This window comes from Bradyrhizobium sp. BLXBL-03 (assembly GCF_051853015.1).
Classification (GTDB): Bacteria; Pseudomonadota; Alphaproteobacteria; order Rhizobiales; family Xanthobacteraceae; genus Bradyrhizobium; species Bradyrhizobium manausense.
Window position 1 is genome coordinate 5,848,874 of sequence record NZ_CP182470.1, and the last position, 15,374, is coordinate 5,864,247.

The 15,374-nt window shown below is 63.3% G+C and carries 14 protein-coding genes and 1 pseudogene; 7 read left to right on the forward strand and 8 right to left on the reverse strand.

What is annotated here, in order from left to right; genetic code table 11:
• Nucleotides 1-26 precede the first annotated feature (26 nt).
• The 6 genes from ACNJX9_RS28030 to ACNJX9_RS28055 all read right to left on the reverse strand — a co-directional run bounded on the left by ACNJX9_RS28030 (nt 27) and on the right by ACNJX9_RS28055 (nt 5,604).
• Nucleotides 27-731, reverse strand: a complete 705-nt coding sequence (locus ACNJX9_RS28030) for an ABC transporter ATP-binding protein (protein WP_439405242.1) — start codon at nt 729-731, stop codon at nt 27-29.
• Entirely contained in the window at nt 715-1,446 is a 732-nt protein-coding gene (locus ACNJX9_RS28035; protein WP_057753151.1) for an ABC transporter ATP-binding protein, read from the reverse strand. The genes ACNJX9_RS28030 and ACNJX9_RS28035 overlap by 17 nt, the downstream gene beginning before the upstream one ends.
• Nucleotides 1,443-2,426, reverse strand: a complete 984-nt coding sequence (locus ACNJX9_RS28040) for a branched-chain amino acid ABC transporter permease (RefSeq protein WP_057753153.1) — start codon at nt 2,424-2,426, stop codon at nt 1,443-1,445. The genes ACNJX9_RS28035 and ACNJX9_RS28040 overlap by 4 nt, the downstream gene beginning before the upstream one ends.
• Nucleotides 2,426-3,304, reverse strand: a complete 879-nt coding sequence (locus ACNJX9_RS28045) for a branched-chain amino acid ABC transporter permease (RefSeq protein WP_057753786.1) — start codon at nt 3,302-3,304, stop codon at nt 2,426-2,428. Before ACNJX9_RS28045 ends, ACNJX9_RS28040 begins: the two co-directional genes overlap by 1 nt.
• Nucleotides 3,305-3,458: 154 nt before the next feature.
• Nucleotides 3,459-4,703 (reverse strand): ABC transporter substrate-binding protein, encoded by a 1,245-nt coding sequence (locus ACNJX9_RS28050; protein ID WP_057753155.1) that lies wholly within the window; start codon nt 4,701-4,703, stop codon nt 3,459-3,461.
• A gap of 85 nt (nt 4,704-4,788) precedes the next feature.
• Nucleotides 4,789-5,604, reverse strand: coding sequence for a putative hydro-lyase (locus ACNJX9_RS28055; protein ID WP_057753157.1), 816 nt, complete (start codon nt 5,602-5,604; stop codon nt 4,789-4,791).
• Between the two features lie 119 nt (nt 5,605-5,723).
• Between ACNJX9_RS28055 and ACNJX9_RS28060 the strand changes: the two genes are divergently transcribed.
• The 5 genes from ACNJX9_RS28060 to ACNJX9_RS28080 all read left to right on the forward strand — a co-directional run bounded on the left by ACNJX9_RS28060 (nt 5,724) and on the right by ACNJX9_RS28080 (nt 11,393).
• On the forward strand, nt 5,724-6,641 hold the full coding sequence (locus ACNJX9_RS28060; RefSeq protein ID WP_057753159.1) for a LysR family transcriptional regulator: 918 nt from the start codon (nt 5,724-5,726) through the stop codon (nt 6,639-6,641).
• 126 nt (nt 6,642-6,767) lie between these two features.
• Complete coding sequence (locus tag ACNJX9_RS28065) at nt 6,768-8,018, forward strand: Zn-dependent hydrolase (protein ID WP_439405244.1); 1,251 nt, start codon at nt 6,768-6,770, stop codon at nt 8,016-8,018.
• A gap of 12 nt (nt 8,019-8,030) precedes the next feature.
• The gene (locus ACNJX9_RS28070) at nt 8,031-8,942 is read left to right on the forward strand and encodes an NAD(P)-dependent oxidoreductase (protein ID WP_057753163.1); all 912 of its coding nucleotides are present in this window, start codon (nt 8,031-8,033) and stop codon (nt 8,940-8,942) included.
• A gap of 146 nt (nt 8,943-9,088) precedes the next feature.
• A complete protein-coding gene (locus ACNJX9_RS28075) occupies nt 9,089-10,162 on the forward strand; it encodes a malate/lactate/ureidoglycolate dehydrogenase (protein ID WP_439405245.1) in 1,074 nt (357 codons plus the stop codon).
• A 190-nt stretch (nt 10,163-10,352) separates the two neighbouring features.
• Entirely contained in the window at nt 10,353-11,393 is a 1,041-nt protein-coding gene (locus ACNJX9_RS28080; RefSeq protein ID WP_439405246.1) for an IS110 family transposase, read from the forward strand.
• 383 nt (nt 11,394-11,776) lie between these two features.
• Here the strand turns inward: ACNJX9_RS28080 and ACNJX9_RS28085 are convergent.
• Nucleotides 11,777-12,061 (reverse strand): annotated as a pseudogene (locus tag ACNJX9_RS28085) (isocitrate/isopropylmalate family dehydrogenase); the annotation flags it as partial.
• A 114-nt stretch (nt 12,062-12,175) separates the two neighbouring features.
• On the opposite strand from ACNJX9_RS28085, the gene ACNJX9_RS28090 reads away from it, so the two are divergent.
• Nucleotides 12,176-13,213: a cellulase family glycosylhydrolase gene (locus ACNJX9_RS28090; RefSeq protein WP_439410142.1), complete on the forward strand. Its 1,038-nt coding sequence runs from the start codon at nt 12,176-12,178 to the stop codon at nt 13,211-13,213.
• A gap of 48 nt (nt 13,214-13,261) precedes the next feature.
• Here ACNJX9_RS28090 and ACNJX9_RS28095 read toward each other — a convergent pair whose 3' ends face one another.
• A complete protein-coding gene (locus ACNJX9_RS28095; protein WP_439405247.1) occupies nt 13,262-14,335 on the reverse strand; it encodes a tartrate dehydrogenase in 1,074 nt (357 codons plus the stop codon).
• A 156-nt stretch (nt 14,336-14,491) separates the two neighbouring features.
• Here ACNJX9_RS28095 and ACNJX9_RS28100 point away from each other — a divergent pair, with 156 nt between their 5' ends.
• A complete protein-coding gene (locus ACNJX9_RS28100) occupies nt 14,492-15,268 on the forward strand; it encodes an SDR family oxidoreductase (RefSeq protein ID WP_057753169.1) in 777 nt (258 codons plus the stop codon).
• Nucleotides 15,269-15,374: the final 106 nt, after the last annotated feature.

Below are 15,374 nucleotides of genomic sequence, written 5' to 3' on the forward strand. Positions count from 1 at the left end.
CGCTGCGCTCGCAGTGACCGGTGGAGCTACAGCCCCAGATACGCCTTGCGCACGTCCGGATTGCCCTTGATCTCGGCCGACGGGCCCTGCATCAGCACGCGGCCGGTCTGCAGGATGTAGGCGCGGTCGGCGATCTCCAGGCATTCGGCCATGCGCTGCTCGACGATCAGGACGGTCATGCCGGAATCCCGGATCAGCTTCACCGCCTGAAAAATCTCGTCGACCAGTTTGGGCATGATGCCCTGCGAGGGTTCGTCCAGCATCAACAGCCGCGGCCGTGTCATCAAGGCGCGGCCAATGGCGAGCATCTGCTGTTCGCCGCCGGAGAGCGTTTCGGCGCGCTGCTCGAGCCGCTCGGACAGACGCGGAAACAACTTGAACACGAGATCGAGCGGTTCTTCGCGGTTGGCCTCGCCGCGATAGAGATAGCTGCCGAGGCGCAGATTGTCGCGCACGGACAGACGCGGGAACAGGCGGCGGTTCTCCGGCACATAGGCGATGCCAGCGGCCGTGATGTGATGCTGCGCCATGCCGTTGAGCAGCTTGCCGTCGAAGGTCACGGTGCCCGAGCGCGGACGCTCGGCACCGGCGATCGATTTGAGCAGCGTCGACTTGCCGGCACCGTTGGCCCCGGCGACACAGACGATCTCGCCCTTGCTGACCTCGATACTGACCGAGGAGATCGCGACCAGGCCCTGATAGGCGGTCGTGATTTCATGCACCGACAGCATGACGATCTCCCAGATATGCCTTGATCACCTTGGGATCGCGCACGACCTCAGAGGGCTTGCCTTCGACCAGGACCTTGCCGAGGTCGAGCACGATAGCGCGATCGACCAGCGGCATCACGATCTCCATGACATGCTCGACCATCAACACCGTGATGCCGGCATCGCGCACCTTGCGCACCAGTGCCACGCCGGTTTGCGCCTCGGTCGGCGTCAGGCCGGTGAGCACTTCGTCGAGCAGCAGCAGCTTTGGCTCGGTCGCGAGCGCGCGGGCGACTTCGAGACGGCGCTTCTCGGCCGGCACGAGGTCGCTCGCGAGCACGTCGGCGCGCGCGGCAAGGCCGGTGAACTCCAGCACCTGGTGCGCCTTGCGGCGCGCCTCGCGCATCACCGTGTTGCGGACGAGCGCGCCGACAATGACGTTGTCGATCACGGTCATGGTCTCAAAACTCTTGACCACCTGGAAGGTGCGCCCCACCCCGCGCTGGCAGCGCTCGGCCGCCGGCAGATTGGTGACGTCCTCGCCATCGAACCAGATCGAGCCCTGCGTCGGCGGCAGAACGCCGGCGATGAGATTGAACAACGTCGACTTGCCGGCGCCGTTGGGACCGATCAGGCCGACGATCTCGCCGCGACCGACCGAGATCGAGACATCGCTGTTGGCGACGAGGCCGCCGAACCGCTGCCAGACGCCGCGGGTTTCAAGGAGGGCGGTCATCGCGTGGCTCCTTTCGTTTTCGAACGAGAGAGCAGGCTCACAAGTCCCTGCGGCAGCGCCAGCGATATCAAGACGATCAGCGTGCCGTAGACGATGAGATCCACGCCGCGGCCGGAGCCGCCGATATAGGAGCGCGTCAGCTCCGTCATCGGGATCAGGATGGCCGCGCCAAGCACGGGCCCCCAGAGGGTGCCAATGCCGCCGAGCACAGCCGGCAGCGCCATCAGCAGCGAGAACTGGAAGCCCATCACGCTTTCGGGATCGATATAGGCGAGGAACTGCGCATAGAAGGCGCCGCCGATGGCGACGAGGAACGCGGAGACCGCGGCCGCACCCATCTTTGAATTGAACACGACGACGCCCAGGCTCTCGGCGGCTTCCGGATTGTCCTTTACCGCGCGCCACCAGAAGCCCCATTTGGAGTCCTCCAGCCACCAGGTGACGAACCAGGCGATGCAGCACAGCGCCAGCGCGAAATAGAAATACGGCAGCTTGCTGCGCATGAACTGGAATTTCAGCCAGCTGTCGCCACGTACCGGAATGGTGATCCCCATCGCAGCGCCCGCCCATTCCCAGTTCTGGAACAGCAGGAGCCCGATCTCGGCGATGACGATGGTCGCGATCACGAAGTAATGGCCGCGGAGGCGAAAGAAGGGATAGCCGAGCCCCATCGCGATAACAGCCGCGATCCCGCCGCCCGCCAGCATGCCGAACCAGGGCAACACGCCGAACTTGGTGAACAGCAGTTCGGTGGTGTAGGCGCCGATGCCGAAATAGAGCGCGTGGCCCAACGAGATCTGTCCGCAATAGCCGGAGAGGATGTTCCAGCTCTGCGACAGCGCCGCATACATCAAGGTCAGGACCAGGATGTTCTGGACATAGACGTTCTTGACGAACAGCGGCGCGAGCGCGGCAAGCGCGGCCAGCACCGCGGCAATGATGAGATCGCGGCGGCGCCGCGCGGAAAAATTCTTGTCCATCACATCGACCCGAACAGGCCACGCGGCCGAATGAAGACGACGAGCAGGTATACGGCGTAGATGCCGACCGACTTCAGCGACGGCGGCAGCATCAGGGCAGTGACCGCTTCAACCAGGCCGACAATGATGCCGCCGGCAAAGGCGCCGAACACACTGCCGAAGCCACCGAGCGCCACCGTGACATAGGCGATCAGCGCAAAGGACGCGCCCACGTCGGGGTAGATATAGAAGAACACCGCCATGATCGCGCCGGCGAGACCGACCAGCGCAGCGCCAAGGCCCCAGCCGAACGCGAATACGCGGTTCTTGTCGATGCCGACCAGTGCGACCGCACCGGGATCTTCACGCGTAGCCTCCAGCGCGCGGCCGAAATCGGTGCGATGGATGAAGAAGTAAAGGCCGGCAAAGGCGGCGATCGAGACCAGCGCACCGACCAGCTGCGGCTCCGGCAGGAAGATGCCCGCAACCGAGACGGTTTTGCCGCCGAGCCAGGATTGCGGAATGCTGCGATAATCCGGCGTGAAGAACAGCTGGGCCAGTCCGCGCATGACGATGGCGAGACCGAAGGTGGTGAAGATCTGCACCATGCCGGCATTGGTCTTGGCGCGCATCGCGAACCGTACGATCAGCAGGTAGATCACCGCGCCGAACACGAACATCGCAGCCGCGACCAGCGGTGCCGAGAGCAAGGGATCGATGGCGAAAAACGCGAACAGGAAGAAGGACGCGTACATCGCGATCATCAGGAACTCGCCATGGGCGAAGTTCGTAACGTCCATCAGGCCGAAGATCAGCGCGAGGCCGACGGCGATCAGTCCGTAGAGCAGGCCCATCAACAGGCCGCTCGCGAGACTTTGGACAATGGTTTCGACTGTCAGCAACTTGTCCCCCAGAAAAAGCCCTCACCCCGAGGGGCGACATCGAACGCGCATTGCAAAGGACAGGCGTGCCCTCGTCTTAGCCGACGCAGCCCTCCGCCTTGCTCCGCATGACCAGGATCGGAAGCTATCGTGCGAGCTTCCGATTCCATCCTCACTTCATCGGCCAGACAGCTTCGGCTACCGCCGCCTGCGCCGGGAAGATGGTAACGAACTTGCCGCCGATATATTGCAGCAGCACCGGATCGGCGTCGTTGTTCTGGCCCATGTCGTCGAACTTGACCCGCTTCCAGGGCATGATGGTCTGCTCGCCCGGAATGTCGGTTGCGGCCATCGCGTCGCGGATCTTCTCGCCGTCAGTCGACTTGGCGCGGTTGATGGCGTCCGCAATCACGATCATCGCCATGAATTGCCGCGAGGTGTTGTCGTTGAGATCCTTGCCCGACTTCGCCTTGAACAGATCGTTGATCTTGCCGACCATCGGCCGCTTGGCGGCGAGATCGAGCGAGAAGCTGCCGCGGGTGATGGCGCCCTCGAGCTTGTCGCCGACGGCATCGTAAAGCGCCTTTTCGGAGAAGCCGGCCGCCTGGGCCAGGATCGCGTTCGGCTTGTAGCCGAGCTCGGCCATGGTCTTGACCAGCAGGATGCCGTCCGTGGTGTAGCTCGAGGGCAGCAACACGTCGGCATTGGCGGCCTTGAGCTGCTGGACTTCAGCCGACAGCGACGGCGAGTTGGCGCGGTACTTGATGTCGGCGACGATCTTGTAGCCACGCTCGGTTGCGAGCTTGGTCTGGGCGTTGGCGGAGTCGGTGCCGAAGATCGTGTCCTCGTGGAACAGTGCCAGCGTATCGGCCTTGACGCCCTTCTTTTTCATCGAGTCGAGGAAGTCGAACATCGCCGCCGAGAACATCTCGTCATGCGGCGAAGCGCGGAAATAGTACTTCAGCCCGCGGCGATGCAGGCTGGGCGAGGAATTGTCCGCCGACAGGAACGGGACCTGGTAGCGCTCGCAGATCTGGCTGACCGTGACCGCGACCGCGCTCTGATAGGAGCCGAGCACCGCGCAGACCTTCTCCTGGGTGATCAGTCGCTCGGCTTCGGCGCGTCCCTTTTGCGGGTCGCCCTGGTGGTCGGCGTACACCATGCGGATCTTGGCACCACCGAGACCCGGCAAGCCGACGCCCTTTGCCAGCGGAAGGACGAAATCCTGATCGTTGTTGATGATGTCGATTGCGGTCTCGAACGCGCGCTGCGCATCGACACCGACCTGGGCGCCGGCGCCCGACAGGGGATAGGTCGCGCCGATCACCACCTCGGACGTTTGCGCGCGTGCGGCTAGCGGCAGCAGTGCGGCAGCGGCGGTGGCTCCGAGCAGAACGTCGCGGCGAGTGATCGTCATTGGCTAAGTCCCCTGTTATTCGCGCGTATCGAATGAAACGATTGGCAAACTGCGTAAAGCCCGAAGAAGCAGCAAACGCTGCCTACTAAATCACGGCCATGTTCCTGTTCTTCAGATCCGTCACCAGCATCAAGCCGGGCGAATGGGTGATTGCGAAAGGTAGCTTGGCGGCGTTGATCACCGATTGCGGCGTCACGCCGCAGGCCCAGAACACCGGAATCTCGTCATCGGCAACAGGTACGGGATCACCATAGTCAGGCTTGGCGATATCCTTGATGCCGATCAAATGCGGATGGCCGAGATGCACGGGCGCGCCGTGCACGGCCGGATAGCGCGAGGTGATCTGCACCGCGCGGATCGCATCGGCCGGCTTGAACGGACGCATCGAGACCACCATCGGGCCGGCGAACGGCCCTGCTTCGCCACAGGCGATGTTGGTGCGGTACATCGGAACGCGCACGTTCTCTTCGATATGACGGATCGGCATGCCCTCGTCGAGCAACGCCTCTTCGAACGAGAACGAGCAGCCGAGTACGAAGGTCACGAGATCGTCGCGCCAATAGCTGGTGACATCGGTAGGCTCGTCCACGACCTCGCCGTCACGCCAGACTCGGTAGCGCGGCACGTCGGTGCGGATGTCGAGGTCGGCGCCAAGCGCGGGGATGTAGGGGCTGCCGACATCCGACATGCCGATGATCGGGCACGGTTTCGGATTGAGCTGGCAGAAGCGGTGGAAGGCGCTGGCGTATTCGGCGGGAAGGATCGCCAGATTGCCCTGGACGAAGCCAGGGGCGACCCCCGCGGTGGATCCGACCTGGCCGCCGCGATAGGCCAGCCGCGCCTGGCGGCTCGGGAGCGTGTCGGGCGTTTCAGTTTGCTGCGCTGCCACCAAAACAGTCATTTCATCGACCTGCCTATGAACTCGACAAGCCTAGCCAACATCAAGCATACTATAAAGTCTAATCGTCCTTTTTAATCGATATCGATAAAGTAAATTTATCGATCGGGAAAATCCTTCCAATGCTGGACTTCAGGTCGATCGAAACCTTCCTCTGGGTTGTGAAGCTCGGCAGCTTCCGAGGCGCCGCGGCGCGGCTCAATACCACCCAGCCGGCGATCTCCCAACGCATCGCCCAGCTCGAACGCGAGATGGGCGTCAAGCTCCTGAACCGCGATCATCGCGTGGCCTCGCCGACCCCGAGCGGCCGGCAGATGATGGTCTACGCCGAGAAGCTGATCGGCTTGCGCGCCGCGATGATGGCCGAGATCGGCGATCGCTCTGCCATGCGCGGCGTGATGCGGCTCGGTGTCGCCGAGACCATCGTGCACACCTGGCTGCCGCGGCTGGTAAAGAGCGTCAACGAGATCTATCCGAACCTGTCGCTGGAGATCGAGGTCGACATCACGCCGAACCTCACCGCGCGATTGCTCGCGCAAGAGATCGAGCTGGCTTTCGTGGTCGGACCGCTGTCGGCCTCGGGCGTGCACAACCGCATGCTCGCCGACTATCCGATCGGCTTTCTCGCCAGCCCGTCACTCGGGCTTGGCCACGGGCCTGTCACGCTCGCCGATCTCGCGCGGTTTCCGATCATCACCTTCCCGCGCAAGACCAGGCCCTACGAGGTGGTACGCGAGGTGTTCGACCGGCCCGACTTGCCCCCGATCCGTCTTCACGCCTCCGCCTCGCTCGCCACCGTGATCCACATGGCGGTGGAAGGCCTCGGCATCGCCGTGATCCCCGACGCCATCGTCGAGAACGAGCTCGCCGACGGCCGGCTGCAATTGCTCGACACCGACCTTCAGATCGCACCGCTGACATTCACGGCGAGCTGGCTCGCCTCCCCCGACGTCGTCGCAGTGCAGCGCGTCGCCGAGCTTGCATGTCAGATTGCGCAGAGCAGCCTCGCGGTTGACGCGCCCGCGCTGGCGCGTCATTGAAAAAGGCGCCGGACAACCTTTCCCGTCATTCCGGGATGGTGCGCAAGCACCAGACCCGGAATCTCGAGATTCCGGGTTCGATGCTTCGCATCGCCCCGGAATGACAGCGAATAATGGAAGAGACGCATGAGCCGAGCCGCGACCAACCTTCAAATCGATTCCGCCCGCCTTTGGGGCTCCATCCACGAGACCGCGCAATTCGGCGCGACGGCCAAAGGCGGTGTGCGGCGGCTGACGCTCAGCAGCGAAGACAAGCAGGTTCGTGACTGGTTCCGAAAGGCTTGCGAAGACGCCGGGCTTGAGGTTCACACCGATGCGCTCGGCTCGCAATTCGGCCTGCGCAAGGGCCGCGACATGTCGAAGCTGCCCGTCGGCATCGGCTCGCATCTCGACACCCAGCCGACCGGCGGCAAGTATGACGGCATTCTGGGAACGCTCGGCGCGCTCGAGGTGATCCGCACGCTGAACGACGCCGGTATCGAGACCGAAGCGCCGATCTGCATCGTCAACTGGACCAATGAAGAAGGCTCGCGCTTCGCGCCGGCAATGATGGCGTCCGCCGCTTACGTCGGCGATTTCACCACCGACGATATTCTGTCGCGCAAGGACATCGACGGCACCACCGTCGGCCAGGCGCTCGACAGCATCGGCTACCGCGGCGACGAGCCGGTCGGCTTCCTGAAACTCGGCTGCTTTGTCGAACTGCACATCGAGCAGGGACCAATCCTCGAAGCCGAGGGCAAGACCATCGGCGTGGTCGATTCCGGCCAGGGCGTGCTGTGGTACGACGGCAAGATTTCCGGCTTCGAGAGCCATGCGGGATCGACCCCGATGCCGCTGCGGCGCGATGCGCTGGCGACACTGTCGGAGATCGTGCTGGCAATGGAGGCCATCGCGAAGAAGCACGGACCAAACGCCGTCGGCACCATCGGCGAAGCCGTGATCGCAAAGCCCTCGCGCAACGTCATTCCCGGCGAGATCGCCTTCACCATGGATTGCCGCAGCGCCGATGGCGCGATCATGGATGCGCTCGATCGCGACTTGCGCGCCGCCATCGCCGAGATCGCTGCACGCCGCAAGGTCGAGGTGACGATCGATCTGGTCTGGCGCAAGGCACCGACGCATTTCGATCCGAAGCTGATAGCGGCGGTCGAGAATGCCGCCAAGACGCTCGGCTACTCCTCCCGCCGCATTACCTCCGGTGCCGGCCACGACGCCTGCAACCTCAACACCATCATGCCGGCCGCGATGGTATTCGTCCCCTGCAAGGACGGCGTCAGCCACAACGAGCTGGAAGACGCCACGCAGCCCGACTGCGCCGCGGGCGCCAACGTGCTGATGCACACCGTGCTGGCGGTTGCCGGCGTCGCATCCTGATCGGAGATAGACATGCGCGGAGTTTTCGTCGACGCCAATGAGGCGCTCGCCGTCATCATGGAGCGGCTGGAGAAGCCCGGTGATCCCAAGGTTCGCATCCACAGGGATCCCGACATCAAGCCCGGGCAATATCCTGAGATCCTCGACGGCGCCGAGATCGCGATTGTCGACCACACGGCGCTTCCGACCGAGGTTGCGAAGAAGTGCACGGGGCTGAAGCACGTCGTATTCCTTGGCACCGGCGCACGCAGCTACATGAACCCGGAGGAGCTCGCCGAGCTCGGCATCTCCGTGCATCTGATCAAGGGTTATGGCGACACGGCGGTTGCCGAATCCGCGATCGCACTGATGTGGGCCTCGGCCCGTGTCATCGCGATGATGGACCGCGAGATGCGGGCCGGAAACTGGCTGCGCGAGGACGGCATGCAGCTCACCGGCAAGACGCTCGGCCTGATCGGGTTCGGCGGCATCGCGGCGGAGGTCGCACGGATCGCGTCCGGCAGCGGCATGAAGGTGATCGCCTGGAACCGCTCGCCGAAGAGCCATCCGGGCGTCGAGTTCACCGATCTCGACACGCTGCTGGCGCGGAGCGACGTCGTGTCGCTGCATCTGCTGCTCAACGACGAGACGCGCGGCATGATCACCCGCGAGAAGATCGCCAAGATGAAGCCGGGCGTGGTCTTCATCAACACCGCGCGCGCCGCCATCGTCGACGAGCAGGCCATGATCGATGCTTTGAACTCGGGCCATATCCGGCATGCCGGCTTAGATGTCTTCAACATCGAGCCGCTGCCAGCGAATCATCCGCTGACGAAGATTCCGAACGTGACGCTGTCGGCGCATTCGGCCTTTCGCACACCGGAAGCGAGCGAGAACCTGATCGAGGCGGCGTGGGTCCATTGCCGCCGGATCGTGAATTCGTAGGGTGGGTTAGCCTGCAGATGCGCAGGGCGCATCTGCTAGGCCTAACCCACCTCCTTGGTTTCCTCGGAGACGGAAGTGGTGGGTTACGCTTTCGGTTAACCCACCCTACGCCCCCATCAAATCGTGAAGGGACAAGAGCAACAACAATGGCCGACTATCGCACGATCAAAGCAGAGCCGCTCACCAATGCCATCCGCGCCATCGTCAAGGCCGGCGGCTCCTCGGACCGCGAAGCCGAGCTCGTGTCGACCAACTTGGTCGAAGCCAATCTCAAAGGGCACGATTCGCACGGCGTCGGCATGATCCCGCGCTATGTCCAGAGCGTCGTCAATGGCGGCCTCGCCGTGAACGCGCACGTCAAGATCGTGCTCGACACCGGACCGCTCCTCACCCTCGACGGCCTCACCGGCTACGGCCAGGTGATCGGCCATGAAGCGATGGAGCTCGCGGCCGCGCGCGCCAAGCAGAACGGTGTGTGTCTCGTCGGCCTCTCCAACGCGCACCATATCGGCCGCATCGGCCACTGGGCCGAGCAGTGCATCGACCACGGGCTGGTCTCGATCCACTTCGTCAACGTGATCTCGCGCCCGATCGTGGCGCCCTGGGGCGGCAGCGATGCGCGCCACGGCACCAACCCGTTCTGCGTCGGCATTCCCCGCAGGGGTAAGGAGCCGGTCGTGCTCGACTTCGCCACCAGCCGGATCGCACAGGGCAAGACCCGGGTCGCCCACAACAAGGGCGCCGAGCTCGAGCCCGGCACCATCATCGATCATGAGGGCAAGCCGACCGTCAATCCGCGCTACACCGTGATCCCGCCCTACGGCGCCATCCTGCCATTCGGCGAGCACAAGGGCTCGGGGCTCGCGCTGGTGTGCGAAATCCTTGGCGGCGCGCTGTCAGGCGGCCAAGTGGTCAAGGGCCCGTCCGACGGCAAGTACAACGTCATCAACGGCATGCTCTCGATCGTGATCGATCCGGCCAAGCTCGGCACCGCGGAGAATCTTGCACGCGAGGTCGAAAGCTTCGTCGCCTGGCACACCGGCTCGCCTCCCGCCCCCGGCGTCGACAAGGTGAAGATCGCCGGCGAACCCGAACGCGAGACCAAGACAAAGCGGCTCGCGGAAGGCATTCCGGTCGATCCGACCACCTGGCAGGAGATCATCGAGGCCGGAAAGAAGTTCGGGCTGGACCAGGCGGCGATCGAGAAGATCGCCGGCTAGTTGCGACCGAAGCCTATGTTTAATCGTAGATGGGGTAACGGGCACGGAGGCCTCCCAAGCCAGCCGCGCTAGCTACGGCGCTATTTGAAGGCGCGCGTCGCGCGGCTGGCTTGGGAGGCGGTCGTCCCTCAGACTGATGGTATCAAACGGAGTCGGGCAAGCCCGCTCCAAGCATCATTGAGGAACGACCATGCACCACTATGCCGGAATCGACGTATCATTGGAATGCTCAAGCGTGTGTGTTGTTGACGCCAGCGGCAAGATTTTGCGGGAGGCCAAGGTGACGAGCGAGCCGGAGGCACTGATCGCCTGGTTCCACGGTTTGGGTTTGGGCCTCGAGCGGATCGGGCTGGAAGCCGGACCGCTGTCACAATGGCTGTTTGCGGCGATGAAGGCTGCCGGTCTTGCAGTGGAGCTACTGGAGACGCGGCACGTCCGCAAAGCCTTTGAGGCGATGCCGGTGAAGTCTGACCGCAACGATGCGCGCGGCATCGCCCAGTTGATGCGGCTCGGCTGGTTCCGCCCGGTGCATTGCAAGTCGATGGACGCGCAGGAGACGCGCACGGTGTTGACCGCCCGCAAGCTGGTGCAGTCGAAGTTGCGCGATGTCGAGAACAGCCTGCGCGGGATCTTGCGCGGGTTTGGGCTCAAGGTCGGACCGACGACAGAACGAAGTTTTTGCGGACGGATCCGTGAGCTGGTGGCAGGTCACCCGAACCTGGAGACCGTCGCAGAGGCCTTGCTGGCGGTACACGCTGTGCTGCTGCGCGAGTTCAACGGTTTTGAGAAGCAGGTTCGTCGGATGGCGCGTTCCGATGCCAAAGCCAAGCTGCTGATGTCGACCCCGAGCGTCGGACCGGTTGTGTCGCTCACCTATGCTTCGGCAATTGACGATCCAGCCCGATTCAAATCGTCCAAGCAAGTGGGGGCGCATTTCGGGATAACCCCGAAGAAGTATCAGTCCGGCGAGACCGACTATACCGGTCGGATCAGCAAGATCGGTGACGCTTCGGTGCGCACCGCGCTCTACGAGGCCGCACACATCATGCTGACCAAGCCGCTCAAAGGCTGCACCGAGCTGAAGAGCTGGGCGATGCGGATCGCCAAGCGAGCCGGCATGAGCAAGGCGAAGGTCGCGCTGGCGCGCAGATTAGCTGTGATCATGCATCGGATGCTGGTCGATGGGACGCCGTTCAATCCAGCCCACAAGAAAATCGCTGCTGCAGCTTAAACAAGGAGGCAAAAGGTTTTCGAGCGGGTCACGACACCTCCCTCTCGAAGCGAAGTCCCCTCGCCGGGACGATGGATCAGGTCAGACCGCAACCCATCCAGTGGCCCTTGCGACCACGCGAACGTAGATTGGTCGGCCTATCCTCTTCAAACCCCATCAGGTGGCGGCCTTGCGCCGACCCCGTACAGAAGCAAGACCCCGGCGAACGGTACGACGCAAAAAAGGGATTGACCTTTGAAAGCCCGTTACAGAAGGGTGGGTTAGCCGCGCGGATTGCGCGAAGCGCAAACCGCTCGGCGTAACCCACCATTGTTCGTATCCGCAGAAACAGAAGAGGTGGGTTACGCCTTCGGCTAACCCACCCTACGCAGGGTCCCCCCGCCTCAGTCCACCATATCCGCAACCGCCTTGCCGCAAGCCGTGGTATCGGCATTGCCGCCGAGATCCTTGGTGCGCAGCGTGCGTTCGGCCAGCGTGCGCTCGATCGCCTCGACGATCGATTGGCCGGCTTCCTTCTCGCCGAGATGCTCGAACATCATCGCGCCCGACCAGATCATGCCGATCGGGTTGGCGATGCCCTGCCCCGCGATGTCGGGCGCGGAGCCGTGCACCGGCTCGAACACCGAGGGGAAGTTGCCTTCGGGGTTGATGTTGCCCGACGGCGCGATCATTCATCGTGCGTACACGCAGGCCGTGCACTCTGTTCGCAACGCCCGCGCCTTCGTGTGGCGGCGGGGGAGCCGCTGCCTCAGCGGAACATTCACGCGAACTTCGGTCTCGACATGCTCAGATATCCGTTCTTTGTTTTCGCCGTGCTGGTCAGCCTGCTGCCACACGAGGCGGCATTCGGCCTGGATATCGTCATCAAGGGGCATACTTTCTACAGAGACGGCCAGCCGTGGCAGGCCAAGGGCGTTGACGTCAACGCCTTCGTCAAGCCGCCGAAGTTCTTTGCTGTCGACAAATCAGCACAGCTCCAGCGCAGCTACTGGGGCGAGGCTGAATTGAATGAGGTGCGCCAGCACCTGGGCGTGGATACGCTCCGCTTCCATATCAGCCAGGCGGGCCTCGACCGGCAGGCCGCGATCTACGATCAAGGCTACGCGCATGAAATCGTCGATGCAGTCAAGCTCGCGCGCAGTCATGGTTTTGCGGTGGTGCTGGTGATCGACGCACAACAAGACGGCACGCAGGATTTGAAGTGCATGCCATCCGCCAGCACGACGCGCGCCTGGGAGACGCTGACGCCCCTGTTACCTGCCGACAGCGCCATCATGCTCGAGCTCTTCAACGAGCCCTGCAAGAAGGGCGACGGCGTTCAGGCGGAATGGGCGAGCGAGATGCAAACGCTGATCGACACCGTCCGACGACGAAAGGCCGGCAACATCCTGCTGCTCGACGGGCTTGATTGGGCCCGCGTTACAAATGACCTTTTCCCGCTGGTTCACGATTCCATGCCGAACCGCATGGCGCTGGCGATTCACCCCTATCTGGTCGGCGGCGCCTTCGATCGTCGGCAGCAATGGGATGCGAAGTTCGGTGCGAGCGCCAGGACCTTTCCGGCGCTGGTGACCGAATGGAATGCAACCCCCACCAACGGCTGCACGGGCAAGAACACCCCGGCTGTAGCGCTGGATCTGATGCGCTATCTCCAGTCGCTCCATCTCGGCTTGATCGAATGGGGCATCGAATCCACGCACGGACAGATCGTCACCGACCACGTGAATTTCACGCCGACAAGCTATGCATCCTTCAAGGACTGCAACGACGGATCGAACTCAGGCGGCGGCGAGCTGCTGGCGAAATACCCTCACAATTGAGGGCGCCGGGCACCCTCTCCGGCAAAAGGGAGAGGGTGCAGCACCGGATCAGTCCACCATATCCGCAACCGCCTTGCCGCAAGCCGTGGTGTCGGCATTGCCGCCGAGATCCTTCGTACGCAGCGTGCGTTCGGCCAGCGTGCGCTCGATCGCTTCGACGATCGACCGGCCGGCTTCCTTCTCGCCGAGATGCTCGAACATCATCGCACCGGACCAGATCATGCCGATGGGGTTGGCGATGCCCTGCCCCGCGATGTCGGGCGCCGAGCCGTGCACCGGCTCGAACACCGAGGGGAAATTGCCTTCAGGGTTGATGTTGCCCGACGGCGCGATGCCGATGGTTCCGGTGCAGGCCGGGCCGAGATCGGAGAGGATGTCGCCGAACAGGTTGGAGCCGACGACGACGTCGAACCAATCAGGGTGCAACACGAAGTTCGCGGTGAGAATGTCGATGTGGTACTTGTCCCATTTCACGGACGGATACTTCTTGGCCATCGCCTCCACGCGCTCGTCCCAATAGGGCATGGTGATGGAAATGCCGTTCGACTTGGTCGCCGAAGTCAGATGCTTCTTCGGCCGCGACTGGGCGAGCTCGAAGGCGAATTTCAGGATGCGGTCGACGCCGGTGCGGGTCATCACCGTCTGCTGCGTCACGAACTCCCGGTCGGTGTCGGGGAACATGCGGCCCCCGACCGAGGAATATTCGCCTTCGGTGTTCTCGCGCACCACCCAGAAATCGATGTCGCCGGGCTTGCGGCCAGCCAGCGGCGACGGCACGCCGGGCATCAGCCGCACCGGGCGCAAATTCACATATTGGTCGAACTCGCGGCGGAACTTGATCAGCGAGCCCCACAGCGAGACGTGATCCGGAATCTTCGCCGGCCAGCCGACCGCACCGAAATAGATCGCGTCGTGCTTGCCGATCTTCTCCTTCCAGTCGTCAGGCATCATCTGGCCGTGCTTCTCGTAATAGTCGTAAGACGAGAAGTCGAAATGATCGAAATGCAAGGACACGCCGTGCTTTTTGGCCGCTGCCTCCAGAACGCGCAGGCCCTCGGGCATCACTTCCTTGCCGATGCCGTCGCCGGGAATGACCGCGATGCGGTAATGTTTCTTGCTCATCGAGAACGTCCTTGGTTGGTCCGGCAGCCGCCGTCGTTTTGACCGCACTGCAATGGACCAAAGTCGGCAGCAGTGCAACGCTGCACTGCAATGTTGACCATGGCGCAACCGAGCGCCTACTGATTTCATCCCGTATCCATTCTGCGAGTAGCTCCCATGGATCTGCATCTGCGTGGCAAGCGCGTCCTGATCACAGGCGCGTCCAAGGGCATTGGCGCCGCCGCCGCCGAGGCGTTTGCCGAGGAAGGCGCAAACCTCCTGCTCGCCGCCCGCAGCGGCGATCAGCTCAAGGCGCTGGCCGACCGCCTCCGCTCCGCGCATCAGATCGATGCCGCGACGAGTGTCGTGGATCTGCGCAAGGAAGAGGACGTGGCGCGGCTCGCCAAGGACGCCGCCGATATCGACGTGCTCGTCAACAATGCCGGCGATATCCCCGGCGGCTCCATCGACAAGATCGATGAAGCGACCTGGCGCCACGCCTGGGATTTGAAGGTGTTCGGCTACATCAACCTGACGCGGCAGGTCTATGCGCAGATGAAGGCCAAAGGCGGCGGCGTCATCGTCAACGACATCGGCGCTGCCGGCGAAAAGTTCGACGCCAATTACATCTGCGGCAGCGCCGGCAATGCCGCGCTGATGGCCTTCACCCGGGCGCTCGGAAGCAAGAGCCTTGCCGACAATATCCGAGTGGTCGGCATCAATCCCGGCCCCGTCGGCACCGATCGCCACGTCAGCTTGCTCAAGACCCGCGCAAAACACCAGTTCGGCGACGAGAGCCGCTACAAGGAATTCCAGAAAGGCCTGCCGCTCGGCCGCCCCGCGCATGCGCGCGAGATCGGCGACCTCATGGCGTTCCTGGCATCGGATCGCGCCGGCTATACGTCCGGCGTGATCTATACGGTGGACGGCGGCATCAGCGCCGGCTGGGGTTAGATTTCTCCGTCATTGCGAGCGCAGCGGCTTGTCCGCCGAAGCCTTTGGCGAAGGCGGAAGCAATCCAGAAATGCATCGGCGGCGACAGACTGGATTGCTTCGGTAC

Coding starts and splice junctions, on each gene's coding strand:
- ACNJX9_RS28035 (WP_057753151.1), bottom strand. CDS start 1,446: ATGACCGCCCTCCTTGAAACCCGCGGCGTCTGGCAGCGGTTCGGCGGC.
- ACNJX9_RS28030 (WP_439405242.1), bottom strand. CDS start 731: ATGCTGTCGGTGCATGAAATCACGACCGCCTATCAGGGCCTGGTCGCG.
- ACNJX9_RS28075 (WP_439405245.1), top strand. CDS start 9,089: ATGGCCGACTATCGCACGATCAAAGCAGAGCCGCTCACCAATGCCATC.
- ACNJX9_RS28090 (WP_439410142.1), top strand. CDS start 12,176: ATGCTCAGATATCCGTTCTTTGTTTTCGCCGTGCTGGTCAGCCTGCTG.
- ACNJX9_RS28055 (WP_057753157.1), bottom strand. CDS start 5,604: ATGACTGTTTTGGTGGCAGCGCAGCAAACTGAAACGCCCGACACGCTC.
- ACNJX9_RS28060 (WP_057753159.1), top strand. CDS start 5,724: ATGCTGGACTTCAGGTCGATCGAAACCTTCCTCTGGGTTGTGAAGCTC.
- ACNJX9_RS28065 (WP_439405244.1), top strand. CDS start 6,768: ATGAGCCGAGCCGCGACCAACCTTCAAATCGATTCCGCCCGCCTTTGG.
- ACNJX9_RS28080 (WP_439405246.1), top strand. CDS start 10,353: ATGCACCACTATGCCGGAATCGACGTATCATTGGAATGCTCAAGCGTG.
- ACNJX9_RS28050 (WP_057753155.1), bottom strand. CDS start 4,703: ATGACGATCACTCGCCGCGACGTTCTGCTCGGAGCCACCGCCGCTGCC.
- ACNJX9_RS28100 (WP_057753169.1), top strand. CDS start 14,492: ATGGATCTGCATCTGCGTGGCAAGCGCGTCCTGATCACAGGCGCGTCC.
- ACNJX9_RS28070 (WP_057753163.1), top strand. CDS start 8,031: ATGCGCGGAGTTTTCGTCGACGCCAATGAGGCGCTCGCCGTCATCATG.
- ACNJX9_RS28040 (WP_057753153.1), bottom strand. CDS start 2,426: ATGGACAAGAATTTTTCCGCGCGGCGCCGCCGCGATCTCATCATTGCC.
- ACNJX9_RS28095 (WP_439405247.1), bottom strand. CDS start 14,335: ATGAGCAAGAAACATTACCGCATCGCGGTCATTCCCGGCGACGGCATC.